This is a genomic window from Rhodoferax sp. BAB1 (assembly GCF_013334205.1).
In the GTDB taxonomy this organism is placed as follows: domain Bacteria; phylum Pseudomonadota; class Gammaproteobacteria; order Burkholderiales; family Burkholderiaceae_C; genus Hylemonella.
Map to the genome: position 1 here is coordinate 356249 of NZ_CP054424.1, position 23754 is coordinate 380002.

Genomic DNA, 23754 nt, shown 5'->3' on the forward strand with positions numbered 1-23754 from the left:
GGGCCCAATGAATCAAGGAGATACAAGGTGCTGCTGACCCTCGTCATTGTTTACCTGCTGGTGACCATTGCCATCGGCCTGTACGCTGCCAAGCGCGTCAAGAACTCTGCGGACTTCGCCATCGCCGGGCGCAGGTTGCCGCTGGTCATGATCGTCACCACCACCTTCGCCACCTGGTTTGGCTCGGAGGTGGTGCTGGGTATCCCGGCCAAATTCGTCGACGGCGGACTGGGCAGCGTAGTCGAAGACCCCTTTGGCGCCGGATCCTGCCTGATCCTGGTGGGGCTGTTCTTCGCGGCCAAGCTCTACCGCATGACCCTGCTGACCATCAGCGACTTTTTCCGCGAGCGTTATGGACGCAGTGTGGAGATCGTCTGCTCGCTCATCATCATGCTGAGTTACCTGGGCTGGGTTTCGGCCCAGGTCACGGCCCTGGGCCTGGTGTTCAACCTGCTGTCGGGTGGGGCCATCAGCATCCCGGTGGGCATGGTGATCGGCGTGGTGTCGGTCCTGGCCTACACCCTGTTCGGAGGCATGTGGTCGGTGGCATTGACCGATTTCATCCAGATGATCATCCTGGTCGCCGGTCTGAGCATCCTGGCCGTGTTTGCCGGCCACATGGCCGGTGGGGCCGACAAGGTGGTGGCGCTGGCGGTGAGCCGCGACATGTTCAACTTCTTTCCCGAGCCCAGCTTCAAGGATGTGGTGTTTTTCATCGCCGCGGCCATCACCATGATGCTGGGATCCATTCCCCAGCAGGACGTGTTCCAGCGCGTCATGTCGGCCGACAGCGCCAAATCGGCTTCCCGGGGGGGCCATCATCGGCGGGGCGCTCTACATCCTGTTCGCCTTCGTGCCCATGTTCCTGGTCGTCAGCGCCCTGGTCATCATGCCCGAGCGCGCCGATGCCCTGTTGCAGGAGGATCCGCAGAAGGTGCTGCCGACGCTGGTGATGGAAAAGATGCCCTTCATCATGCAGGTGCTGTTCTTCGGTGCCCTGCTCTCGGCCATCAAGTCCTGTGCCTCGGCCACCCTGCTGGCGCCCAGCGTCACCTTTGTGGAGAACATCTGGCGCCAGTTCAAGCCGCACATGAGCGACAAGCAGGAATTGAAGACCATGCGCATCACCGTGCTGGTCTTCAGCGCCCTGGTGCTGCTGTATGCCATCCAGATGCAGGGCACCTCGATCTATGAAATGGTGTCGGGCGCCTACCAGGTGACCCTGGTGGGGGCTTTCATCCCCCTTGTTTTTGGCCTGTACTGGCAGCGCGCCACCACCCAGGGGGCACTCTTCTCCATCGTGCTGGGCCTGTTGACCTGGGGGCTGTTCCTGGCCACCCCGGCCGGGGAGGAGTTCCCGGCCCAGCTGGCCGGGGTGCTGGCCGCGCTGGTGGGCATGCTGCTGGGTTCGCTCGGTCCCCAGACCATCGTCAACCGCCACGCCGGCCATCACAAGCTCGCGGGCGTGGAGTGAAGGGCCGGGGCCCCGGCCCCGGGGCCGAGTTCCGGTCTTGATTCCGGGGTGGCCGCCTATAATTGAGGGTTTTCTGCAGCTTGCCCCGTCACAGGACGGGCTTGCCTGCAGGGCTTTCATCCGGTTTGACCTCTTCCACCTCCTTCAGCCATGCCAATTTACGCCTACAAATGTGAATCCTGCGGTGCCGCCAAGGATGTGCTGCAGAAAATTTCCGATCCCGCCCTGAGTGATTGCCCGGCCTGCGGCCAGCCGACCTTCCGCAAGCAGGTCACGGCCGCCGGCTTCCAGCTCAAGGGCAGCGGCTGGTACGCGACCGATTTCCGCGGTGGCAGCTCCGCGGCGGCGGCCACGGCAGGCGCGGCCAGCACGGCGGCGGCCAGCGAGCCGGCCGCCCCGGCGACGCCGGCCAGCTGCGGCACGGATTGCGGTTGCGCCTGATGTCCATGGCCAAATTCCGCAAGTGGCTGTTCGCGGGCCTGCTGGTCCTCGTGCCGCTGATCATCACGCTCTGGGTCCTGGAGTGGGTGATCAGCACGCTGGACCAGACCCTGCGCATCCTGCCCGAGGTCTGGCAGCCCGACCGGCTGCTGGGTCTGCACATTCCCGGCCTGGGCGTGATCTTCGCCCTGATCGTGGTGTTGCTGATCGGCGCCCTGGCGTCCAACATCATCGGCAACCAGCTGGTCGGCTGGTGGCATGCCCTGTTGCACCGCATCCCCGTGGTGCGCTCGATCTATTCAGGCGTCAAGCAGGTGTCCGATACGCTGTTTTCCGAGAAGGGCAATGCCTTTCGCCAGGCCGTGCTGGTGCAATGGCCGCGCGAGGGCATGTGGACCATCGGCTTTGTCACCGGCACACCCGGTGGCGACCTGGTCAACCACCTGCCGGGCGAGTACCTGAGCGTCTATGTCCCGACCACGCCCAACCCGACGGGCGGTTATTTCGTGATGATCAAGAAAAGCGACTGCATCGTGCTGGCCATGAGTGTCGACGAGGCGCTGACCTATGTGATTTCCATGGGCGTGATCGTCCCCGGCGGCCCCAAGAATCCGCAGCTCAAGACGGTCGAAGCCGACCAACCCCTTTCCTGAAATCCTGAAAGAGTAAGCCAAATGGCCATGCGTTCCCACTATTGCGGTCTCGTGACCGAGGCCCTGCTGGGGCAAACCGTCACCCTGTGCGGCTGGGTCAACCGCCGGCGCGACCACGGCGGCGTGATCTTCGTCGACCTGCGTGACCGCGAGGGTTATGTGCAGATCGTCTGTGATCCGGATCGCGCCGAGATGTTCAAGACGGCCGAAGATCTGCGCAACGAGTTCTGCATCCAGGTCAAGGGCCTGGTGCGCGCCCGCCCGGCCGGCACCACCAACGAGAGCCTCAAGAGCGGCAAGATCGAAGTGCTGTGCCATGAGCTGACCGTGCTCAACCCCTCGGTCACGCCCCCTTTCCAGCTCGACGAGGACAACCTGTCCGAGACCACGCGCCTGACGCACCGCGTGCTGGACCTGCGCCGCCCTTACATGCAGAACAACCTGATGCTGCGTTACAAGGTGGCGATGGAAGTGCGCAAGTTCCTCGACGCCAACGGTTTCGTGGACATCGAGACACCCATGCTCACCAAGAGCACGCCCGAAGGCGCGCGCGACTACCTGGTGCCCAGCCGCGTGCACGACGGCCAGTTCTTTGCGTTGCCGCAGTCGCCCCAGCTGTTCAAGCAGCTGCTGATGGTGGCCGGCTTCGACCGTTATTACCAGATCACCAAGTGCTTCCGTGACGAGGACCTGCGCGCCGACCGCCAGCCCGAGTTCACGCAGATCGATATCGAGACGTCCTTCCTGACCGAGCAGGACATCCGCGACATGTTCCAGGGCATGATCACCACGGTGTTCAAGAACACCATCGGGGTGGACCTGGGCGAGTTCCCGGTCATGACCTACCAGGACGCCATGCGCCTGTATGGCTCTGACAAGCCCGACCTGCGCGTGGCCCTGCAGTTCACCGAACTCACCGATGTGATGAAGGACGTGGACTTCAAGGTCTTCTCGGGTGCTGCCAATATGGCGGGTGGTCGTGTGGTGGCCCTGCGCGTCCCCGGTGGTTCGATCGAAGGCGGCGGCATCAGCCGTGGCGAGATCGATGCCTACACCGAGTTCGTCAAGATCTACGGCGCCAAGGGCCTGGCCTACATCCGCGTCAATGAGGTGGCGAAGGGCCGCGATGGCCTGCAGTCGCCCATCGTCAAGAACATCCACGATGCCGCACTCACGGAAGTGCTCAAGCGCACGGGTGCCCAGGACGGCGACCTGATCTTCTTCGGTGCCGACAAGGAAAAGATTGTCAACGACGCCATCGGCGCGCTGCGCCTCAAGGTCGGCCACAGCGAGTTTGGCAAGAAGAACGGCCTGTTCACCGCCGGCTGGCGCCCGATGTGGGTGGTGGACTTCCCCATGTTCGAGTTCGACGAGGACAACCAGCGTTACACCGCCGTGCACCACCCCTTCACCGCGCCCAAGGCCGGCCACGAAGACTGGATGGTCACTGCGCCCGAGAAGTGCATCTCCCAGGGTTACGACATGGTGTTGAACGGTTGGGAAATGGGCGGCGGCTCCGTCCGTATCCACCGCGCCGACGTGCAGCAGAAGGTGTTCGACGCGCTCAAGATCACGCCCGAGGAAGCCCAGCTCAAGTTCGGTTTCCTGCTCGACGCCCTGCAGTACGGCGCCCCGCCGCACGGCGGCCTGGCCTTCGGTCTCGACCGCATCGTGACGCTGATGACTGGCGCCGAGTCGATCCGCGACGTGATCGCCTTCCCCAAGACCCAGCGCGCCCAGTGCCTGCTGACCCAGGCCCCGAGCCCGGTGGACGAGAAGCAGCTGCGCGAGCTGCACATCCGCCTGCGCAATCCGGACGGCGTCAAGACCGCCTGAGCCCCAGGCCTTGGCCTTGGTGCAGAATCAAAGGGCGCTCTGGTAGCGCCCTTTTTCCATTCATGGACCCGATCTACAAAATTCCACTATCGGTGCTGGTGGTGATCCACACGGCGGACCTCCATGTCCTGCTCATCAAGCGCGCCGACGCCGAGGACTACTGGCAGTCGGTCACCGGCGCCAAGGACCATGCGCAGGAGTCTTTCGAGACGACCGCCGTGCGCGAAGTGGCCGAGGAGACCGGTATCGACGCCCGCGCCAGCGGATGCGAGTTGCAGGACTGGGGGCTGGAAAACGTCTACGAGATCTACCCCCGCTGGCGCCATCGTTATGCACCGGGCGTGATCCGCAACACCGAACACCTGTTCGGCCTGCGGGTGCCGGCCGGCACCCGCATCACGCTGAGCCCGCGCGAGCACACCGACTACCAGTGGCTGTCCTGGCGCGAGGCCGCGCAAGCCTGCGCCTCGCCCAGCAACGCCGAGGCCTGCCTGCTGCTGCCGCGTTTTGCCCGTGCTGCGGCCACCCTGCCAAAATGATCCCATGAAAACCCTGCGCGTCGCCACCTACAACATCCACAAGGGCGTGCAGGGCCTGGGCCCGCGCCGGCGCCTGGAGATCCACAACCTGGGGCTGGCGGTGGAGCAACTCGATGCCGACATCGTCTGCCTGCAGGAAGTGCGCAAGGTGCATCGGCGCGAGGAGCAGTACTTCAGCCGCTGGCCCGAGATGCCGCAGGCCGACTTCCTGGCGCCCGAAGGTTACGAGGCCGTCTACCGGACCAATGCCTACACGCGCCACGGTGAGCACGGCAACGCCATGCTGTCACGCTGGCCGGTGCTGGCGCACCAGCACGAGGACATGTCCGACCATCGGTTCGAGCAGCGGGGCCTGTTGCACAGCGAGGTGGTGGTCAATGGCATGGCCTTGCATGTGGTGGTGGTGCATCTGGGCCTGATCCGCGCCAGCCGCATGCGCCAGGCCGCACAGCTGGACAGCTATATCGCACGCGAGATTCCCGCCGATGCACCGCTGATCGTGGCGGGTGACTTCAATGACTGGGGTGAGCGTGTCCACCGCCACTTCGCGGCCATGGGACTGCAGACCTTCAAGCCGTCGACGAACCCCACCTTTCCGGCGCGCCTGCCGCTGGTCCAGCTGGACTATGTCTATGTGCGTGGCCTGCGGCCCCTGAGCGTGGAGGTGCCGCGCGGGCGTGTCTGGTGGCGCATGTCCGACCATTTGCCGCTGATTGCCGAGTTCGAGTTGCCGGCATGAAAGACCGTCACCTGCCGTCCTTGCGCAGCGGGCATCGCGTGCAATTGCTGCAGGGTGGACAGGAGCTGTTCCCTGCGCTGGTGCAGGCGATCGACCGCAGCGTGCGGGAAGTCCGCATGGAAACCTATATCTTCTACCCGGACCCAGCGGGTGAGCAGGTGGCGGCTGCTCTGGTACGGGCCGCGCAGCGCGGGGTGGCCGTTTACCTGGTGATGGATGGGGTAGGCACGCCCGGGCTGCCTGCCGAATGGCGCAGCCGCTTCGACGCTGCCGGTGTCCAGTGGCGGATTTTCCTGCCCCTGGGCCGGCTGGGCCTGCTGATCCCCAGCCGGTGGCGGCGTCTGCACCGCAAGTTATGCGTCGTGGATGGCCGCGTGGCCTTTTGTGGCGGCATCAATGTGCTGGATGACTGGCATGACCCCAACCACGGCCCCCTGTCTGCCCCCCGCCTCGATTTTGCGGTGCGCGTGACCGGCCCGCTGGTGCGTGCCGTACATGAGGTGACGGTGCAGTTCTGGTGGCGCCTGCAGGCCGGCAGCAAGGCGCGGGAGATCGATTTGCCGGCCGCCTGGCACCATCTGGAAGAAGCCGTCAAGCTGGCCGTGCAGGCCGGGGATGAAGCGGCCACCGGCGTGGCCGCCACCCGCGGGGCCGGGACGCGTGCCGCCCTGCTGCTGCGCGACAACCTGCGCCATCGCAGCCGCATCGAGCGGGCTTACCGCAAGGCCATCGCCGAGGCGCGTGAAGAGATCATCATTGCCAATGCCTACTTCGTTCCTGGTCGCAAGCTGAGGCTGGCCTTGATCCATGCGGCCCAGCGCGGGGTCCGGGTGCGCCTGCTGCTGCAGGGACGTTATGAGTATTTCATGCAGTTCCATGCCGTGCGCATGGTCTACGGGGTACTGCTCGGGGCCGGCATGGAGATCCACGAGTACTCCCCCAGCTTCCTGCATGCCAAGGTGGCGGTGATCGACGGCCACTGGACCACCATCGGTTCCTCCAACCTGGACCCCCTGAGCCTGCTGCTGGCGCGTGAGGCCAATGTGGTGGTGGAGGATGTCCGTTTTGCCCAGGACCTGCGCGGGCGCCTGATCCGGGCCATGGAGCATGAAGGGCATCGCGTGGACCCGAGCCAGTATGCCGACCGGCCATGGCACCAGCGCCTGCTGGACCGGGCGGCCTTTGCCCTGATGCGGCTGGGGGTCTTCCTGAGCGGCAACCGCTATTGAATTGATAGCTTTTGGTGGCCGCAAGCAAAGGCCCCGGGGCCGATAACCCTGATGGCGAATCGCTGGTACCATAAGGCCATGCTGAAGAAAAGCCCGAGTCCCATGAGCCCGACCGACCTTGCCGACGAGGGCACGCCGGTGTCCGTGAAGATCCGCGAGCGCCTGCTGGCGGCGCGCAAGCGTTTCTATGCGAACGACAACATTGCCGACTACATCGAGCCGGGTGAGCTGGAGCAGCTGCTCGACGAAGTCGAGCTCAAGATGCAGCATGTGCTCGACAGCCTGATCATCGACACCGACAACGACCACAACACCGACAACACGGCCCGCCGGGTGGCCAAGATGTACCTGAACGAGGTGTTCAAGGGACGTTATGTGCATGCGCCGACCATCACCGAGTTCCCCAATGCCGAGCACCTCAACGAGTTGATGATCGTCGGTCCGATCACGGTGCGCAGCGCCTGCTCGCACCACTTCTGTCCGGTCATCGGCAAGATCTGGATCGGTGTCATGCCCAATGAGCACACCAATGTGATCGGCCTGTCCAAGTACGCGCGCCTGGCCGAATGGATCATGGGCCGCCCGCAGATCCAGGAAGAGGCCGTGGTGCAGCTGGCCGACCTGATCCAGCTGAAGACCCAACCCGATGGCCTGGCCATCGTCATGGAGGCCAGCCACTATTGCATGGCCTGGCGCGGCGTGAAGGACATGGACAGCAAGATGATCAACTCGGTCATGCGCGGTGTGTTCCTGAAAGATCCCAACCTGCGCCGTGAATTCCTGTCGCTGATTCCCCAGAGGAGCTGAAGATGTTGGTCCGCCTGCTTTACGCCAGCCGCGCCGTCGATACCGGCCCCGAGGCCATCGAGAACATCCTGGCGCATTCACGCCAGTACAACCCGACCTGCGGCATCACCGGCATCCTGTGTTACGGCGGTGGCATCTTCCTGCAGGCCATCGAGGGCGGCCGCACTGCCGTCAGCGACCTGTACGGGCACATCCAGCGCGATGTGCGCCACAAGGACGTGGTCCTGCTGCACTACGAGGAGATCAGCGAGCGCCGCTTTGGCGGCTGGACCATGGGGCAGGTCAACCTCTCGCGCATCAACACCTCGATCCTGCTGAAGTATTCCGAGAGGCCTGAACTCGATCCCTATGCCGTCTCCGGCAGGGTCTCGCTGGCTTTGCTTGAGGAACTGATGGCGACAGCGTCCATCATCGGACGCAGCTAAGCGCCGGTCTTGCACGGGGCTCGGGAGGCGGCGCAGGCCGCCTCAGCCGTTTTTGGGAATGACCGTGTCTTCGATCTTGCCGGCCAACTGGACCAGGGCGAGTCCGGCCGGGCAGCCCGGCGTGACCTGCATGAGCAGTTGCCGGCGCATGATGGCCTGGCGGACCGAGGGATCGACCGGGATGTCGCCCACATGGATCAGCTTGACCGGCTTGCCCGGCTCACCGGGCACGAAGCGGTCCACCACCTGCTGCAGCTGGACCGTGATGGCACGGCCGTCGCCAGGGCGGGCGGTCTGGTTGACGATCATGCGGATGTTCTGGCGCTTCTGCTGGCCCACCAGCACCTTGATGGTGGCGTAGGCATCGGTCAGCGAGGTCGGCTCGGGCGTGACCACCAGCAGCACCTCGGAGGCCAGTGAGACGGCGAACAGCACCACGTCGGAGATGCCGGCGCCGGTGTCGAGCAGCACCACGTCGAAGCGCGGCACCAGGCTTTCCATCACGCGCAGGAATTCGTCGCGCACCTCTGGCGTGAGGCGCGAGTACTCGACCATGCCGGAGCCGGCCAGCAGAACCGAGAAACCCCCCGGCGCCTTGATGATGGCTTCATCCAGTTTGGCCTTGCCGGTGAAGACGTCGTGCAGCGTGGTCTTGGGATAGAGGTTGAGCACCACGTCCAGGTTGGCCAAGCCGAGATCCGCGTCCAGCACCAGGACACGCAGGCCACGGCGTGCCAGTGCGGCAGCCAGGTTGGCTGAGACGAAAGTCTTGCCCACGCCGCCCTTGCCACTGGTGATGGCCAGCACCTTGCCCAGGGGCTTGAGCGGCACGGGCGGTGCCGGCTTGTCCTTGTCGATTTTCAGTTCGTCACTCATCAGCTGAACCTCTGCGTGCTGCTGTCGGTCAGGTCACCCCAGGCCGAATCGGCCAGGGCCAGGTTGCCGAACAGCAGGCTTTTCTCTTCCGGACTGACGGATATCACTTGCTGGTGGTCGATGCACACCCGGTTGCGCCCCTGGGCCTTGGCCAGGTAGAGCTGGGTGTCGGCGCGCTCGATCCACAGGTCGGCGGTGGAGCGCACCCAGACCGGTGCGAAGGCGCCGCCCACGCTGGTGGTGATCTGCAGATTCAGCAGCGGACTCACCGGGATGGACAGGGCAGCGATCGACTGGCGGACGCGTTCGGCCACGGTCTCGCCATAAGCGGCCTGGCAGTCGGGCATGACGATGGCAAATTCCTCGCCGCCGTAGCGCGCCACGGTGTCCTGCGGGCGCACACAGCCGGCGATGCAACGCGCCACGGCCTGCAGGACCTTGTCGCCGGCCAGGTGGCCGTGCGTGTCATTCACCTTCTTGAAATGGTCGATGTCCAGCATCAGCAGCAGGGCCGAGTTGCCCGAGCGCGCCACGATCTCGATCTCGCGGGACAGCACGGCGCGGAAATGGCGCCGGTTGGCCAGGCCTGTCAGCGGGTCGCGCAGGGAGAGCTCGCACAGGCCGTCGATGATGCGTTGCAAGTAGGCGGCCGGTCCGTCAGCCGGCGCGGGCAGCTCGGTGCCGTCGTGCTGGAGCAGTGCGCGTGCGTCGTCCAGGCGCAGTGCGTGCACGTCAAGCAGGGAGGTGGCAGCGGAACTCACAGGGGATGTCCATCATTTACCATCAAAGTCTAACAGGAGCCTCGCGAGAGAAGAGGTCAAATTTGACGGGCTTCGTCCTTTAAATCGGGACTTCGATCGATCAGACACAGAAACAGGGAACGACACGTGAGGGATGTGAAACCGGGCCGCCTGGCCTGCTGCATGCTGGCGCTGCTGCTGGGCCTGGCCGCCCCGCTGGCGGCGCAGGGCGCGACATCGAAATGGACCGGGACCGTGACCCATGTCAGCGATGGCGACACGCTGTGGGTGCGGCCGCAGCGCGGTGGTCCACCGCGAGCGGTGCGCATCGACGGGATCGATGCGCCCGAGCTGTGCCAGGTCCATGGCGAGACGGCGCGGGCTGCGCTGGTGGGCCAGGTGCTGGGACAGGCGGTGCAGGTCCGGGTGCGCCGGCATGACGATTACGGCCGGGTCCTGGCGCGGGTCAGCCTGCGCGGGCAGGACATCGGGGCCTGGCTGGTCGGCCAGGGGCATGCCTGGTCCTACCGTTACCGGGGGAAAAGCGGGCCTTATGCGCAACAGGAAGGCCAGGCACGGGCCCGCCGGCTGGGGCTGTTCCAGCAGGGGCGTGCCGAACTGCCGCGTGACTTCCGGCGCCGCCACGGGCCCTGCCACTGAAGCCGCTGGCGGCGGTCAATGGGCCGCTTGGCCGCACACCGGGCAGGCCGGGTTGCGCGGTATCCGGATCTCGTTGAAGGCCATGTGCCGACCGTCCAGCATGAGCAGGCGGCCGGCCAGCGGTGTGCCGGCACCACTGAGCAGCTTGAGTGCCTCGGCAGCCTGCAGGCTGCCGATGATGCCCACCAGCGGCGCGAACACGCCCAGGGTAGCGCAGCGCGTTTCCTCGAAATCATCCTGCGGCGGAAAGACGCAGGCGTAGCAGGGCGAGTCGGCGGTGCGCGGGTCGTAGACCGCGAGTTGGCCGTCAAAGCGGATGGCCGCGCCCGAGACCAGGGGTTTGCGCAAGCGGACGCAGGCCGCATTGACGGCCTGGCGGGTGCTGAAGTTGTCGCTGCAGTCCAGCACCACGTCGGCACGGGCCACCAGTTCCTCCAGCAGAGTCGCATCGGCACGCTGCGCCAGGGCGTGGACCCGCACCTCGGGGTTCAGGCTGGCCACGGCCTGGCGGATGGAGTCGACCTTGGGGCTGCCCACGCGCTCCATGCTGTGGGCGATCTGACGCTGCAGGTTGGTGACGTCGACCGTGTCGTGGTCGACCACGGTGAGCTGGCCGACACCGGCCGAGCCGAGGTAAAGGGCGACCGGTGAGCCCAGACCACCGGCGCCGATGATCAGGGCGTGGCTGTCGAGGATGCGCTGCTGGCCCTCGATGCCGATTTCCTCAAGCAGGATGTGGCGCGAATAGCGCAGCAGCTGATCGTCGGTCATAGAGATGCATCCCTGAGGCGCTGCGCGCCTTCCCCTCAAGGGGACGCTCCCGGTGGCCCGGCGAAGCCGGTTCCACGGGAGCCTGCGCTGGGCCCCTTGGCGCTCCTTAGTTTTCTTTCAGCTCTTCCTTGCGCTCGGTCTGGGTCTTGCTGACCAGGACGGGCAGGCCCTTGAGCTGGTTGAGTGCCTGCATCAGCTGGAAGTCCTTGTCAGTGCCGAATTCAGGCAGCTTGCGCTCGGCAGCCGGCTTCTTGGCTTCGTCTTCCAGCTTCTTGAGGGCGGCGTCACGCGCCTTTTCACGCGCCTCGTCCTTCTTCTCGGCGCCCTGGCCGTTGCTCAGGTGCTTGTCGAGGTCCGCTTCGCGCGTGCGCAGCACGGAGAAGACATTGCCTTCGGCGGTTTCATCGACCATCACGTCGGGCAGGATGCCCTTGGCCTGGATGGAGCGGCCCGCGGGCGTGTAATAGCGTGCGGTGGTGATCTTCAGGCCGGTGTCGGGGCCGAGCGGACGCACCGTCTGCACCGAGCCCTTGCCGAAGGTCTGGCTGCCCATGATGGTGGCACGCTTGTGGTCCTGCAGGGCACCGGCCACGATTTCGCTGGCCGAAGCCGAGCCTTCGTTGACCAGGACAACGAGAGGGACCTTCTTGAGGGAGGCCGGCAGGCGCTTGAGCGGGTCGCTGTTGCCGCGGCGCTGATAGAACTCGGGCGCGGCCTTGAAGGTGTACTTGCTCTCGGCGAGCTGGCCATTGGTCGAGACCACGGTCACGTTCTCGGGCAGGAAGGCGGCCGAGATGGCCACGGCGGCGTCGAGCAGGCCACCCGGGTCATTGCGCAGGTCCAGCACCAAGCCCTTGAGGGAGGGCTCCTGCTTGTAGATTTCGTCGAGCTTGCGCACGAAGTCCTCCACCGTGCGTTCCTGGAACTGGCTCAGGCGGATCCAGGCATAACCGGGTTCGATCACCCTGGCCTTGACCGACTGGGTCTTGATTTCCTCGCGCACGATGGTGACGGGGAAGGAGCGGTTCTCGTCCTTGCGGAAGATGGTCAGCACGACCTTGGTATTGGGTTCGCCGCGCATGCGCTTGACGGCTTCGTTGAGCGTCAGGCCCTTGACGGCGGTGTCGTCGATGCGGGTGATCAGGTCATTGGTCTTGAGGCCGGCACGGTAGGCGGGCGAGCCCTCGATGGGCGAGACGATCTTGACCAGACCGTCTTCCTGCGTGATCTCGATGCCCACACCGACGAAACGCCCGGCCGTGCCTTCGCGGAATTCCTTGTAGGACTTCTTGTCGAAGTACTGGGAATGCGGGTCCAGGCTGGAGACCATGCCGGAGATGGCGTCGGTGATGAGCTTTTTCTCGTCCACCGGCTCGACGTAGTCGGTCTTGATCATGCCGAAGACGGCCGCAAGCTGCTGCAACTCTTCCAGTGGCAATGGCGCCACGGCATTGCGTGCCACGGTTTGCAGGGAAACGGTGGTGAGCGCGCCGGCAAGCACGCCCAGCGAAACCCAGCCGGTGATTTTCAGTTTCTGACCCATGGATAGACCCTCGTCGCTTCAATATACACGGTTGGAAGCGAAATCGCCGCCGGGGTTCCGGCGGCTGGTGACAATTTGTTTGGCGGTTTCCGGCCCAGGCTGTCCCCACCAAATGGGGATGAACCAGCCTGGTGCAAGGTCTCAGGCCTTGCCTTGCGTGGCCACGGCGGCCGCAGCCCGGGCGGCGGCTTCCGCGTCACCCAGGTAGTAGTGACGGATGGGTTTGAGCTGGGCGTCGAGTTCGTAGACCAGGGGGATGCCGTTGGGGATGTTCAGGCCCACGATGGCCTGGTCGGAAATGCCGTCCAGGTACTTGACCAGGGCGCGCATCGAATTGCCGTGGGCCGACACGACCACGCGCTGGCCGGAGCGGATGGCCGGGGCCAGGGCCTCGTTCCAGAAGGGCAGCACGCGGGCCACGGTGTCCTTGAGGCACTCGGTCAACGGCACCTGGGCCGGCTGCAGGCCGGCGTAACGACGGTCGCCGCGCTCGCTGCGCGGGTCGGTCGGCTCCAGGGCCGGCGGCGGGGTGTCGTAGCTGCGGCGCCAGACCAGGACCTGCTGCTCGCCGTACTGTTTGGCCATGTCGGCCTTGTTCAGGCCCTGCAGGGCACCATAGTGGCGCTCATTCAGGCGCCAGTCCTTGACCACCGGCAGCCAGCTGCGGTCCATCTCGTCCAGGCAGTACCACAGGGTGTGGATGGCGCGCTTGAGCACGCTGGTGTAGGCCACATCGAAGTCGTAACCCTCGGCCTTGAGCAGCTTGCCGGCCGACATGGCCTGGGAGACGCCGGTGGGGGTGAGGTCGACGTCGGTCCAGCCGGTGAAGCGGTTTTCCAGGTTCCAGGTCGATTCGCCGTGGCGGATGAGCACGAGTTTGTACATGGTGGAGGGCGGTTACGGGACGGTTACGGGGGCAGGGCAGGGGCAAATGGACCGTGCCTGGCAGCGATCAGTCCGTCATTTTAAAATCAGGACTTTGCACTTACAGACTCCAACAAGGAATATTGTGAAATTCATACTCGACAACTGGTCGCTGATCCTGGTGTGCCTGACCTCCGGCCTGTTGCTGGCCTGGCCCGCCATCCGGGGTGCTGCCGGCGGTTCCCTGACCCCGGGCGCTGCCGTGCAGCTGATCAACCGTGAGAAAGCCGTGGTGATCGACGTCTGCGAGGCTGGCGAATATGCGGCCGGCCACGTCAGCGGCGCCAGGCACATCCCCCTGTCCCAGCTGGCCAACCAGCTTCCCGGGGTGGTGAAGAACAAGGACGTGCCCGTGATCTTCGTGTGCCAGAGCGGCATGCGTTCCGGCAGCGCTGCCCGCATTGCCAAGGGCCTGGGTTACAGCAAGCCGCTGTCGCTGGGCGGGGGCTTGTCCAGCTGGCGTGCCGCCAGCCTGCCGGTCGAGAAGGGGTGACACCATGCAAGTTGTGAAGATGTACACCACGGCGGTCTGCCCTTATTGCGTGCGCGCCAAGCAGCTCCTGAAGTCCAGGGGCGTGGAGCAGATCGAGGAAATCCGCATCGACGCCGATCCCCAGGCGCGCGATCACATGATGGAAATCACCGGCCGGCGTACCGTGCCGCAGATTTTCATCGGTGCCACCCACGTGGGCGGTTGCGACGACCTGATGGCGCTGGATGCCCAGGGCGGTCTGGCCCCGCTGCTGCAAGCGGCCTGAAGTCGCGCTGAACCCCTTCCACGGCCTGAGATAATCGGGCCCATCCGATCGCGAGCCCGCTCGGTGTTTTCCGGGCGGGCTCTATTCTTTTGACCAGAAAGTTAGCCATGGCCGACCAGCAAGAACCCGTATTCCAGATCCAGCGCGTTTACCTCAAGGAGGCTTCGCTGGAGCAGCCCAATTCACCGGCCATCCTGCTGCAGGGTGAGCAGCCCTCGGTCGACATCCAGATCGGCGTCGAGGCCCAGCCGGTGGCCGAGGGGGTCTTCGAGGTGTGCGTGACGGCCACCGTGCATACCCGGATCGCCGAGAAGACCGTGTTCCTGGTCGAGGCCAAGCAGGCCGGCATCTTCGAGATCCGCAACCTGGCCGAAGAGCAGATGGGGCCCATCGTCGGCGTGGTCTGCCCGCAGATCGTCTTCCCCTACCTGCGTGGCAACGTGGCCGACATCGTCCAGCGTGCCGGCTTCCCGCCCGTGCACCTGGCGGAGATCAATTTCCAGGGCATGTACGAGCAGCAGCAACAGCAGCCGGGCGCCGAGATCAAGATCCAGTAAGGGCGTACCCCTTCTGTCTCACCCAAGCTGTCCCGGACCATGAAGATCCTCGTGCTCGGTGCCGGTGCCTGGGGAACGGCCTTGGCCATGAGTGCCAGCCAGAACCCGCAGTCGTCCCATGAGGTCATCCTGTGGGCGCGTGACGCGGCACAGGCGGCCGCCATGCAGTCCGCGCGGGTCAACGCGCGTTATCTGCCGGGTTTGCCCTTGCCCCCCTCCCTGCGCGTGATCGATGGCCCGGCCGATGGCCTGGCCGCTCTGGTGCAGGGCCAGGATCTGGTGGTGATCGGCACCCCGATGGCCGGTTTGCGCGGCGTGCTGCAGCAGATCCAGGCTTGCGAACAGCCCGTGGCCTGGTTGTGCAAGGGCTTCGAGCCGGGCGTCCAGGGCCTGCTGGCGCATGAAATCCAGGCCGAGGTGGCGCCCCGGCTGCAGGCCGGCGTGCTGAGCGGCCCGAGTTTTGCGCTGGAGGTGGCGCGCGGCCAGCCCACTGCCCTGGTGGCGGCCAGCCGCCATGCCGCCGTGCGCGAACGCCTGGTGCAGGCTTTCCACAGCCCGACCTTGCGCGTTTATGACAACGAGGACATCGTGGGTGTCGAGGTGGGCGGGGCCGTCAAGAACGTGCTGGCCATTGCCACCGGCCTGTGTGACGGCCTGAACCTGGGCCTGAACGCCCGTGCCGCGCTGATCACGCGCGGCCTGGCCGAGATGACGCGCCTGGGCCTGGCCCTGGGCGCGCGGGCCGAGACCTTCATGGGCCTGTCGGGCCTGGGTGATCTGGTGCTGACCGCCACCGGCGATCTCAGCCGCAACCGCAAGGTGGGCCTGCTGCTGGCCCAGGGCCAGACGCTGGCGCAGGCCGTGGCCTCGCTGGGCCATGTGGCCGAAGGCGTGTACTGTGCCCGTACCGTGGTGCAGCGGGCGCTAAGCCTGGGCGTGGACATGCCCATCGCCCAGGGCGTGGTGGCCCTGCTGGACGGTCGCATGCGGCCCGACCAGGCCGTGGCCGCCCTGATGGGGCGCACACCCGGCTCCGAAGTCAAATAAACGCCCGACCCGCCGTGGCGGGCAGGCTTCAGGCGCCGTCGCGCGCGATACGCGCTGTGATGTGGGCGATCGCTTCTTCCACCTGGTCCACCAGAATCAGGCACAGGTCGCCTTCGCCCAGGCGGTCCATGGCGGTGTCGATGGCCAGGAACTCGCCGCGGATCTCATGCACGTCGCGCGTGCGTTTGGCTTCAGTCAGTCCCGCACGCAGCAGGGCGAGTACCTCGCCGTCGGCCCGGCCGCGCTGGCAGGCGTCCTCGAACAGGACGATCTGGTCAAAGGCATCGCCCAGGATGCGGGTCTGCTCGCGGATGTCCTCGTCGCGGCGGTCGCCGGCACCGCTGATGACCACCGAGCGGCGCTGGGCCGGCATGGCGCCCACGGCCTGTACCAGGGCCAGCATGGCGTCCGGGTTGTGGCCGTAGTCGGCGATCACCGTGGCACCCCGGTAGCGGAACAGGTTGAAGCGGCCCTGGGCGTTGTTGGCGTCGTTGTCGAAGTTGGCCAGGCCCTGGCGTATCAGTGCCCAGTCCAGGCCCAGGGCCCAGGCGGCACCGACCGAGGCCATGACGTTCTCTACCTGAAAGCCGATGGTCCCGCCCAGGGTCAGCGGCACGGCGGCCAGCGGCAGCCGGTGCTGGACCTTGCCTTCGGCAGCGACCAGATGGCCGTCCTCCACGTAAACCGCGCGTTTACCCTGGGCCAGGTGGGTGGCCATGACCGGGTTGTGCCGATCGAGGGCGAAGTAGGTCACCAGGCCGCTGCGGCATTGGCTGGCCATGGCCGCGACGATGGGGTCGGTGGCGTTCAGCACGGCGGTGCCCTGGTCGGAGATGTTCTGCACGATGACGCGCTTGAGGACCGCCAGGTCTTCCACCGTGGTGATGAAGTTCAGTCCCAGGTGGTCGCCACTGCCGACATTGGTGACCACGGCCACGTCGCAGCGGTCGAAGGCCAGACCCTCGCGCAGCATGCCGCCGCGGGCGGTCTCCAGCACAGCCGCGTCCACATCGGGGTGTTGCAGCACGCTGCGTGCGCTCTTGGGGCCGCTGCAGTCGCCCGTGTCGATGCGTTCGCCATCGATGTAGACGCCATCGGTGCTGGTCATGCCCACGCGCAGATTGTTCTGCGTCAGCAGGTGGGCAATGAGTCGCACGGTGGTGGTCTTGCCGTTGGTGCCGGTCACGGCCACCAGCGGGATGCGGCCGTTTTCCCCTTCGGGGAACATGGTGGAGATGATGGCCTCGCCGACCGGTCGGCCCTTGCCGTAGGACGGGGAGAGGTGCATGCGCAGGCCCGGTGCGGCGTTGACTTCCACCACACCGCCGCCGGTTTCTTCCAGCGGCTGCAGGATGCTGTCGCAGACCATGTCGACACCGCAGATGTCCAGCCCCACCATCTTGGCGGCGATGATGGCGCGGTGCGCCACTTCCGGGTGCACGTCGTCGGTCACGTCGGTGGCGGTGCCGCCGGTGGACAGGTTGGCGTTGTGGCGCAGCGCGACGCGCCGGCCGCGTGCAGGCACCGAATCGGCGCTCAGTCCCTGGCCGGCCAGGCAGGCCTGGGCGATGTCGTCGAAGCGGATCCTGGTCAGCGAGGTCGAGTGGCCCGTGCCGCGGCGAGGGTCCTGGTTGACCTGGTCCACCAGTTGGCGCACGGTGTGCTCGCCATCTCCCACCACCGTGGGCGGATCGCGGCGGGCTGCGGCGACCAGCTTGTTGCCCACCACCAGCAGGCGGAAATCGTTGCCGGGCAGGAAGCGCTCGACCAGGATCTCGCTGTCATATTCAGCCGCGGCGGCATAGGCCTTGAGCAGCTGTTCGTGGGTGGTGATATTGACCGTGACGCCCTTGCCCTGGTTGCCGCTCTTGGGCTTGATCACCACGGGCAGGCCGATTTCGCCCGCAGCGGCCCAGGCTGCCTCGGCCGAGGTGATCTCGCGCCCCAGCGGCACCGGTACGCCCGCGCTGGCCAGCAGTTTCTTGGTGAGCTCCTTGTCCTGCGCGATCGATTCGGAGATCGCACTGGTCACGTCCATCTCCGCCGCCTGGATGCGGCGCTGTTTGCTGCCCCAGCCGAACTGGATCATGCTGCCCGAGGTCATGCGGCGGTAGGGAATGCTGCGTGCGGTCGCGGCGTCGGCAATGGAGCCGGTGCTGGGGCCCAGGCGCACGTCCTCATCGAGCTCGCGCAACTGGCCCAGCGCAGCGGCCAGGTCAAAGGGCGTGTCCTCCAGGGCAGCCCGGCACAGCTGCTGCGCCAGTTCCAGCGCCAGGCGGCCGACGGCCTCCTCGGAGTATTCGACCACCACCTGGTAGACGCCGGGCTCCACCGTGGGCGTGGTGCGGCTGAAGGTGACTGGGCAGCCGGCCTGGGCCTGCAGGCACAAGGCAGCGACTTCCAGCACATGGGCCAGGGGCACGGTGTCATCGTGGCCGGTCGGGGCCAGCGGCAGAATCTGCGGAAAGCGCGAACGCAGGCGCATGCCAAAGTTCTGGCGCGGACTCAGTTCGCACTCGGCCGGCGTGCAGTGGACGACGGCCTCGATGGCGGTGTGGTGGCTCCAGAGATTGGGGCCGCGCAGGGCGCGGATACGTTTGACTTCCATGTCAGTGATCGCTGGTGAGGTTGGCCTTGAAGGTGCGCAGGCCGGCGCCAATCAGTTCGGGTTTGACGTCCAGTGCCCAGGCGGCGGCCACGGCGGCCATCACCATGTCGGGCTTGGCGGCCTTGTTGGGGCTGAGTGTGTCCAGCGGGATTTCGCTGATTTCATCCAGGCCCTGGGCCAGCACGATGTGCCGTTCGCGCAGGAACACGGTGCGCTCGCCCTGCTGGCGGTGCTGGGCAATCGCCGGCAGCTGGGCATCCGGCCCGTAGAAGATGACCTGGCCATCGCACAGCGCAGCCATCCCGACCACACGCGGATCGGCCGCATTGAGCACGGCCGTGCCGGTGGGCAGGATCACGTCGACCTGGGTGCGCACCACGTTGTAGAGCTTCTCGGCGTCGTCGATGTAGAACTCGGCCAGCTCCTCCTGGCCGTCCAGGTCGGTCACCACGCCCACGGTGCAGCGGTCGTAGGCCAGGCCTTCGCTGAGGATGGCGCGGTGGCTGTGCTCGAACACCGCGGCTTCCAGCGAGCGGTTGATCAGCAGGCGCTGGCCGCTGGCCCAGTCCGAGCCGTCGCGGGTCTCGACCTGGCGGGGACCGAGGAAGAAGCCGTCACGGCAGGCCAGGCCGACCTGGGTGCCGTTGATGTGCAGCAGCCAGTTCACCAGGCGGGCGACACGGGTGGTGTTGCGGCTGCCGGTGATGCCGACGATGGGAATGCGGCCCTGCCCCTCGCCAGGGAAGAGGTGGGCCACGATGGCCTGGCCGACATTGCGCGGCTGGCCTTCGGCCGGTTTCAGGTGCATCAGCAGGCCGGGGCCGGCGTTGACCTCGATGATGGCGCCGCCCTGCTCGGCCAGCGGCCTGGAGATGTCGGGGGTGACCAGATCGATGCCGGCGATGTCCAGGCCGACCACACGCGCGGCCAGTGCGGCCGCGGCTGCCACCTTGGGGTGCACCTGGTCGGTCACGTCGTAGGCCAGGTCGCCGTGGCGGCGGATCAGCACGAGCTGGCCGGCAGCCGGCACGGAGCTGCCGCTGTAGCCCTGGCGTGCCAGTTCGAGCTGGGCGATCGGCTCCTTGTCCAGGATCAGCGGCTCCAGCGGGAATTCCTCGGCCTCGCCGCAACGCGGGTCGCTGTTGATCTGGCTGTCGATCAGCTGCAGGACGGTGGAGCGGCCGTCGCCGGTGACGGTCTGCTTCTTGCCACGGGTGGCCGCCACAACCTGCTTGCCCACCACCAGCAGGCGATGGGCTTCGCCTTCGATGAACTTTTCCACCAGCACGCCGCTGCCTTCGGTGTCGGCGGCATGCCAGGCTTTTTCGACGTCTTCGCGCGTGTGCAGATCGGTGAAGACGCCGCGACCGTGGTTGGCGTCGGTGGGCTTGACCGTGACCGGCACGCCGATGTCCTGTGCGACGTCCCAGGCCTTTTCGGGGCTGTCGACTTCCTCGCCCTCGGGCACGGGCACGCCGCAGGACTGCAGCAACTCCTTGGTCAGTTGCTTGTCGCTGGCAATGCTTTCGGCGATCGCGCTGGTCTGGTCGGTTTCGGCGGTCCAGATGCGGTGCTGCTGCGCGCCATAACCCAGTTGCACCAGATTGCCGTCATTCAGGCGGATGTGGGGGATGCGCCGGTCGGTCGCGGCCTCGACGATATGGGCGGTGCTCGGGCCCAGGCAGAGGCGGTCGCAGAGCTCGCGCAGGCGGGTCACGGTGGCCGCGACGTCATACGGCCGGTCTTCGATGGCGGCCAGCAGCAGATCGTGCCCGGCCTGCAGCGCGGCACGGCCGACCTCCTCCTGGCGGGTACGGAAGGCCATCTTGTAGATGCCGTGGACCGAGGTCATGCGCGTCTTGCCGAAACCCGTGGGCATGCCGGCCAGGTTCTGCAACTCCAGGCAGATGTGCTCCAGGATGTGGCCGGCCCAGGTGCCGTCACGCAGCCGTTCCAGGAAACCGCCGACCTCGCCCACGCCGCAGCGGTGCTGGGCCAGACCGGGGAGCAGGGCGGTCAAACGCTCGTAAAATCCGGGGATGGCATTGGACGGCCGGTCTTCCAGCTCTCCCAGGTCCAGCCAGGCTTCGATGACCGGACGGTAGGTCCAGATATTGGGGCCGCGCAGATGGCTGACCCGCAGAATTTGAAGGTTTTTTTGAGTCATGAAGCTAGGCAGGGCGAACTCTCGGTCCCTGCGATGGTTGCACGCTGGTTTGGCCAGATCGTGCTGAGGCTGCGGTAGGTCTCCAAATTGCTGTGCATAAAACGGGGACAATCGGCATCAGTAAATCCCACCCCAGGTTCCGGACTCCATGACTCGTGTGACCCCGTCAGCAACCCTATTATCTTTCAGCGACGTTCCGGCGGAATGGCTGGCTGAAATACGCCCGCAACTGCGTCCTGAAGAGAACGTTCTGGCGCTGCTGGAGGTTGACCTGGACACCCGGCTGCAGTTCGGCCGTGGCCTGCTGATCGCGACCGGACAGCGACTGCTGGCACGCGATCCGGGCCAGACGGCCTGGGTCAGCTGGGACTACCAGCCCGGGCTCCGGCTCGGCCAGCACGACCACGCCGGCGTCGGGCACCTGGAGTTGCTGGACGGCCAGGGGCGGCTGGCGCACTGGTGTTACACCCTGGGACAAAATCTGCAGGCCGTGCGCCTGGCCGAGCAGGTGGGCCGCCAGTTGCGCAGCCTGAGCACGGGCCAGCCCGTGCCGGCGCCGGTGGACCACGAATGCCCGACCTGCAAGGCGCCGCTGGACCCCGGGCAGGACGAATGCCCGATCTGCGCCAAGGTCATCCATACCCCGCCCTCGACCTGGACCCTGCTGCGCCTGTGGCGCTTTGCCCGGCCCTACAAAGGCCAGCTGCTGCTGGGTTTCATCCTGACCCTGCTGGGCACGGCGGCCAGCCTGGTGCCACCCTACCTGACCATGCCACTGATGGACGAGGTGCTGATCCCTTTCCAGAACGGGCAACAGATCGATCCGAAGCTGGTGGGCTGGTACCTTGGGGGCCTGTTCGTGGCGGCCTTCGTGGCCTGGGGCCTGACTTGGGCCAAGACCTACATCCTGGCCCTGGTGTCCGAGCGCATCGGCGCCGACCTGCGCACCACCACCTACGACCACCTGCTGCGCCTCTCGCTCGAGTACTTCGGCGGCAAGCGCACCGGCGACCTGATGGCGCGCATCGGCAGCGAGACCGACCGCATCTGCGTCTTCCTCTCCCTGCACCTGCTGGACTTCTTCACCGACCTCATCATGCTGCTGATGACGGCGGCCATCCTGTTCTCCATCAACCCCTGGCTGGCCCTGGCCACCCTGGTGCCGCTACCCGTCATCATGTGGATGATCCACGCGGTGCGGCACCGCCTCAAGACCGGTTTCGAGAAGATCGACCGCACCTGGTCCGAGGTCACCAGCGTGCTGGCCGACACCATTCCCGGCATCCGCGTGGTCAAGGCCTTTGCCCAGGAAAAACGCGAATCGGCCCGTTTCCACGAGGCCAACCGCCTCAACCTGCAGGTCAATGACCGCATCAACAAGATATGGGCGCTGTTCGCCCCCAGCATCTCCTTCCTGACCGAGGTCGGCCTGCTGGTGGTCTGGGGCTTCGGGGTCTGGCTGGTGGCGCACGAGCAGACCACGGTGGGCGTGCTCACGGCCTTCATCGCCTACATCAGCCGCTTCTACGGCCGGCTCGACGCCATGAGCCGTATCGTCTCCTGGACGGAGAGCTCGGCCTCGGCCACCAAGCGCATCTTCGACATCCTGGACCATGTCTCCAGCGTGCCCGAGCCGGCGCAACCGGTGCACCTGCAGCAGGTGCAGGGCCGCATCGAGGTGCGCGACGTGGGCTTCCGCTACGGCAACCGCGAGGTCAACCGCGGCATCAACATCACCATCGAGCCCGGCCAGATGGTGGGGCTGGTGGGTCACAGCGGTTCGGGCAAGAGCACCCTGGTCAACCTGATCTGCCGCTTCTATGACGTGACCGAGGGCTCGATCCGCATCGACGGCGTCGACATCCGTTCCCTGCCCGTGGCCGAGTATCGCGGCAACATCGGCCTGGTGCTGCAGGAGCCCTTCCTCTTTTTCGGCACCATCGCCGAGAACATCGCCTACGGCAAACCCGACGCCACGCGCGAGCAGATCATGGCGGCGGCGCGCGCCGCGCATGCGCACGAATTCATCCTGCGCCTGCCGCAGGGTTACGACTCCATCGTCGGTGAACGCGGCCAGGGCCTGTCGGGTGGCGAGCGCCAGCGCATCTCGATTGCGCGCGCCCTGCTGATCGACCCGCGCATCCTGATCCTCGACGAGGCCACGGCCTCGGTGGACTCCGAGACCGAGAAGGAAATCCAGAAGGCGCTGGATAACCTGGTGCAGGGCCGCACGACGATTGCCATCGCCCACCGCCTCTCTACCCTGCAGCGCGCCGACCGCCTGGTGGTGCTGGACCGCGGACAGGTGGTGGAGGAGGGCACGCACGACGAGCTCATGGCGCGCCAGGGCGCCTACTACAACCTCTACCAGGCGCAGGCGCGCAACGTGGACACCGACATGGATGACGCCGAGGCGGAAGTGAACCCGGAACGCAAGGACGACGCCAAATGAACTCGCGCCCCATCCTGAACCTGACGCAGACGGCAGCGACCCTGACACGCAATGCCTATGGCAAGCTGGCGCTGACCGGGGCTGATGGCCAGATCCGCGTCGGCGTGGTACCAGTGCGCGCCTTTCCCATCCAGGCCCCGGAACGCGACATCTCCCTGCTGGATGCGGACGGCCATGAGGTGGCCTGGATCGATGAACTGGCTCGTGTGCCCGAGCCGGCCCAGGGCCTGATCCGCGCCGCCCTGGCCGAGCGCGAGTTCATGCCCGAGATCCGCGCCATCCTGGGCGTGAGCAGTTTTTCCACGCCCAGCACCTGGCAGGTGCGCACCGACCGCGGTGATACGTCCTTTGTGCTCAAGGGCGACGAGGACATCCGCCGTCTGGCCGGCAACACCCTGCTGGTGACAGATACGCACGGCATCCAGTTCCTGATCCGTGACATGACTGCGCTGGACCGCGAGAGCCGGCGCCTGCTCGATCGTTTCAAGTAAGCCGGCGCCGCCCGGCC

At 66.1% G+C, this 23754-nt stretch carries 22 protein-coding genes and 1 pseudogene; 16 read left to right on the top strand and 7 right to left on the bottom strand.

Annotated elements, in window-relative coordinates; translation table 11 throughout:
* Positions 1-27 precede the first annotated feature (27 nt).
* The 9 genes and pseudogenes from HTY51_RS01800 to HTY51_RS01840 all read left to right on the top strand — a co-directional run bounded on the left by HTY51_RS01800 (position 28) and on the right by HTY51_RS01840 (position 8143).
* Positions 28-1474 (top strand): annotated as a pseudogene (locus HTY51_RS01800) (sodium:solute symporter family protein).
* A 150-nt stretch (positions 1475-1624) separates the two neighbouring features.
* Positions 1625-1915, top strand: coding sequence for an FmdB family zinc ribbon protein (locus HTY51_RS01805; RefSeq protein WP_174251130.1), 291 nt, complete (start codon positions 1625-1627; stop codon positions 1913-1915).
* Positions 1916-1920: 5 nt separating this feature from the next.
* On the top strand, positions 1921-2568 hold the full coding sequence (locus HTY51_RS01810; protein ID WP_174254125.1) for a DUF502 domain-containing protein: 648 nt from the start codon (positions 1921-1923) through the stop codon (positions 2566-2568).
* A 21-nt stretch (positions 2569-2589) separates the two neighbouring features.
* On the top strand, positions 2590-4404 hold the full coding sequence (gene aspS, locus HTY51_RS01815; protein ID WP_174251131.1) for an aspartate--tRNA ligase: 1815 nt from the start codon (positions 2590-2592) through the stop codon (positions 4402-4404).
* 62 nt (positions 4405-4466) lie between these two features.
* Positions 4467-4943 carry a dihydroneopterin triphosphate diphosphatase gene (nudB, locus tag HTY51_RS01820; RefSeq protein WP_174251132.1) on the top strand — a complete coding sequence of 159 codons (477 nt, stop codon included), beginning with the start codon at positions 4467-4469 and terminating at the stop codon, positions 4941-4943.
* A gap of 4 nt (positions 4944-4947) precedes the next feature.
* Positions 4948-5682, top strand: a complete 735-nt coding sequence (locus HTY51_RS01825; protein ID WP_174251133.1) for an endonuclease/exonuclease/phosphatase family protein — start codon at positions 4948-4950, stop codon at positions 5680-5682.
* Positions 5679-6911 (top strand): cardiolipin synthase ClsB, encoded by a 1233-nt coding sequence (gene clsB, locus HTY51_RS01830; RefSeq protein ID WP_174251134.1) that lies wholly within the window; start codon positions 5679-5681, stop codon positions 6909-6911. The genes HTY51_RS01825 and clsB overlap by 4 nt, the downstream gene beginning before the upstream one ends.
* Positions 6912-7013: 102 nt before the next feature.
* Positions 7014-7718 carry a GTP cyclohydrolase I gene (gene folE, locus HTY51_RS01835; protein WP_371733846.1) on the top strand — a complete coding sequence of 235 codons (705 nt, stop codon included), beginning with the start codon at positions 7014-7016 and terminating at the stop codon, positions 7716-7718.
* Between the two features lie 2 nt (positions 7719-7720).
* Positions 7721-8143, top strand: coding sequence for a BLUF domain-containing protein (locus HTY51_RS01840; RefSeq protein ID WP_174251136.1), 423 nt, complete (start codon positions 7721-7723; stop codon positions 8141-8143).
* 42 nt (positions 8144-8185) lie between these two features.
* On the opposite strand, the gene HTY51_RS01845 is transcribed toward HTY51_RS01840, so the two are convergent.
* Both HTY51_RS01845 and HTY51_RS01850 read right to left on the bottom strand, forming a co-directional pair.
* Positions 8186-9019, bottom strand: a complete 834-nt coding sequence (locus tag HTY51_RS01845) for a MinD/ParA family protein (protein ID WP_174251137.1) — start codon at positions 9017-9019, stop codon at positions 8186-8188.
* On the bottom strand, positions 9019-9780 hold the full coding sequence (locus tag HTY51_RS01850; protein ID WP_254606951.1) for a GGDEF domain-containing protein: 762 nt from the start codon (positions 9778-9780) through the stop codon (positions 9019-9021). Before HTY51_RS01850 ends, HTY51_RS01845 begins: the two co-directional genes overlap by 1 nt.
* A gap of 126 nt (positions 9781-9906) precedes the next feature.
* Here HTY51_RS01850 and HTY51_RS01855 point away from each other — a divergent pair, with 126 nt between their 5' ends.
* Entirely contained in the window at positions 9907-10419 is a 513-nt protein-coding gene (locus HTY51_RS01855) for a thermonuclease family protein (protein ID WP_254606952.1), read from the top strand.
* Between the two features lie 15 nt (positions 10420-10434).
* On the opposite strand, the gene HTY51_RS01860 is transcribed toward HTY51_RS01855, so the two are convergent.
* From HTY51_RS01860 to gpmA, 3 genes are all read right to left on the bottom strand, one after another.
* Entirely contained in the window at positions 10435-11190 is a 756-nt protein-coding gene (locus HTY51_RS01860; RefSeq protein WP_174251138.1) for a HesA/MoeB/ThiF family protein, read from the bottom strand.
* 106 nt (positions 11191-11296) lie between these two features.
* Positions 11297-12733, bottom strand: a complete 1437-nt coding sequence (locus tag HTY51_RS01865) for a S41 family peptidase (RefSeq protein WP_174251139.1) — start codon at positions 12731-12733, stop codon at positions 11297-11299.
* A gap of 141 nt (positions 12734-12874) precedes the next feature.
* Positions 12875-13618, bottom strand: a complete 744-nt coding sequence (gene gpmA / locus HTY51_RS01870; protein ID WP_174251140.1) for a 2,3-diphosphoglycerate-dependent phosphoglycerate mutase — start codon at positions 13616-13618, stop codon at positions 12875-12877.
* A 124-nt stretch (positions 13619-13742) separates the two neighbouring features.
* On the opposite strand from gpmA, the gene HTY51_RS01875 reads away from it, so the two are divergent.
* From HTY51_RS01875 to HTY51_RS01890, 4 genes are all read left to right on the top strand, one after another.
* Entirely contained in the window at positions 13743-14150 is a 408-nt protein-coding gene (locus tag HTY51_RS01875; RefSeq protein WP_174251141.1) for a rhodanese-like domain-containing protein, read from the top strand.
* 4 nt (positions 14151-14154) lie between these two features.
* Positions 14155-14415: a glutaredoxin 3 gene (gene grxC / locus HTY51_RS01880; RefSeq protein ID WP_174251142.1), complete on the top strand. Its 261-nt coding sequence runs from the start codon at positions 14155-14157 to the stop codon at positions 14413-14415.
* 107 nt (positions 14416-14522) lie between these two features.
* Positions 14523-14972, top strand: a complete 450-nt coding sequence (gene secB / locus HTY51_RS01885; protein ID WP_174251143.1) for a protein-export chaperone SecB — start codon at positions 14523-14525, stop codon at positions 14970-14972.
* Positions 14973-15011: 39 nt separating this feature from the next.
* Positions 15012-16019: an NAD(P)H-dependent glycerol-3-phosphate dehydrogenase gene (locus tag HTY51_RS01890; RefSeq protein ID WP_174251144.1), complete on the top strand. Its 1008-nt coding sequence runs from the start codon at positions 15012-15014 to the stop codon at positions 16017-16019.
* 28 nt (positions 16020-16047) lie between these two features.
* Here HTY51_RS01890 and cphA (HTY51_RS01895) read toward each other — a convergent pair whose 3' ends face one another.
* A complete protein-coding gene (cphA, locus tag HTY51_RS01895; RefSeq protein WP_174251145.1) occupies positions 16048-18627 on the bottom strand; it encodes a cyanophycin synthetase in 2580 nt (859 codons plus the stop codon).
* Position 18628: 1 nt separating this feature from the next.
* Positions 18629-20794 (bottom strand): cyanophycin synthetase, encoded by a 2166-nt coding sequence (gene cphA, locus HTY51_RS01900; protein WP_174251146.1) that lies wholly within the window; start codon positions 20792-20794, stop codon positions 18629-18631.
* Positions 20795-20942: 148 nt separating this feature from the next.
* Between cphA (HTY51_RS01900) and HTY51_RS01905 the strand changes: the two genes are divergently transcribed.
* Both HTY51_RS01905 and HTY51_RS01910 read left to right on the top strand, forming a co-directional pair.
* Positions 20943-23246 (top strand): ABC transporter ATP-binding protein, encoded by a 2304-nt coding sequence (locus HTY51_RS01905; protein ID WP_174251147.1) that lies wholly within the window; start codon positions 20943-20945, stop codon positions 23244-23246.
* Positions 23243-23737, top strand: a complete 495-nt coding sequence (locus HTY51_RS01910; protein WP_174251148.1) for a DUF1854 domain-containing protein — start codon at positions 23243-23245, stop codon at positions 23735-23737. Before HTY51_RS01905 ends, HTY51_RS01910 begins: the two co-directional genes overlap by 4 nt.
* Positions 23738-23754: the final 17 nt, after the last annotated feature.

Excerpts from the sequence above, each read along its gene's own strand:
- HTY51_RS01805 (WP_174251130.1), top strand. The coding sequence starts at position 1,625 with ATGCCAATTTACGCCTACAAATGTGAATCCTGCGGTGCCGCCAAGGAT.
- HTY51_RS01810 (WP_174254125.1), top strand. The coding sequence starts at position 1,921 with ATGGCCAAATTCCGCAAGTGGCTGTTCGCGGGCCTGCTGGTCCTCGTG.
- aspS (WP_174251131.1), top strand. The coding sequence starts at position 2,590 with ATGGCCATGCGTTCCCACTATTGCGGTCTCGTGACCGAGGCCCTGCTG.
- nudB (WP_174251132.1), top strand. The coding sequence starts at position 4,467 with ATGGACCCGATCTACAAAATTCCACTATCGGTGCTGGTGGTGATCCAC.
- HTY51_RS01825 (WP_174251133.1), top strand. The coding sequence starts at position 4,948 with ATGAAAACCCTGCGCGTCGCCACCTACAACATCCACAAGGGCGTGCAG.
- clsB (WP_174251134.1), top strand. The coding sequence starts at position 5,679 with ATGAAAGACCGTCACCTGCCGTCCTTGCGCAGCGGGCATCGCGTGCAA.
- folE (WP_371733846.1), top strand. The coding sequence starts at position 7,014 with ATGAGCCCGACCGACCTTGCCGACGAGGGCACGCCGGTGTCCGTGAAG.
- HTY51_RS01840 (WP_174251136.1), top strand. The coding sequence starts at position 7,721 with ATGTTGGTCCGCCTGCTTTACGCCAGCCGCGCCGTCGATACCGGCCCC.
- HTY51_RS01845 (WP_174251137.1), bottom strand. The coding sequence starts at position 9,019 with ATGAGTGACGAACTGAAAATCGACAAGGACAAGCCGGCACCGCCCGTG.
- HTY51_RS01860 (WP_174251138.1), bottom strand. The coding sequence starts at position 11,190 with ATGACCGACGATCAGCTGCTGCGCTATTCGCGCCACATCCTGCTTGAG.
- HTY51_RS01865 (WP_174251139.1), bottom strand. The coding sequence starts at position 12,733 with ATGGGTCAGAAACTGAAAATCACCGGCTGGGTTTCGCTGGGCGTGCTT.
- gpmA (WP_174251140.1), bottom strand. The coding sequence starts at position 13,618 with ATGTACAAACTCGTGCTCATCCGCCACGGCGAATCGACCTGGAACCTG.
- grxC (WP_174251142.1), top strand. The coding sequence starts at position 14,155 with ATGCAAGTTGTGAAGATGTACACCACGGCGGTCTGCCCTTATTGCGTG.
- secB (WP_174251143.1), top strand. The coding sequence starts at position 14,523 with ATGGCCGACCAGCAAGAACCCGTATTCCAGATCCAGCGCGTTTACCTC.
- HTY51_RS01890 (WP_174251144.1), top strand. The coding sequence starts at position 15,012 with ATGAAGATCCTCGTGCTCGGTGCCGGTGCCTGGGGAACGGCCTTGGCC.
- cphA (WP_174251145.1), bottom strand. The coding sequence starts at position 18,627 with ATGGAAGTCAAACGTATCCGCGCCCTGCGCGGCCCCAATCTCTGGAGC.
- cphA (WP_174251146.1), bottom strand. The coding sequence starts at position 20,794 with ATGACTCAAAAAAACCTTCAAATTCTGCGGGTCAGCCATCTGCGCGGC.
- HTY51_RS01905 (WP_174251147.1), top strand. The coding sequence starts at position 20,943 with ATGACTCGTGTGACCCCGTCAGCAACCCTATTATCTTTCAGCGACGTT.
- HTY51_RS01910 (WP_174251148.1), top strand. The coding sequence starts at position 23,243 with ATGAACTCGCGCCCCATCCTGAACCTGACGCAGACGGCAGCGACCCTG.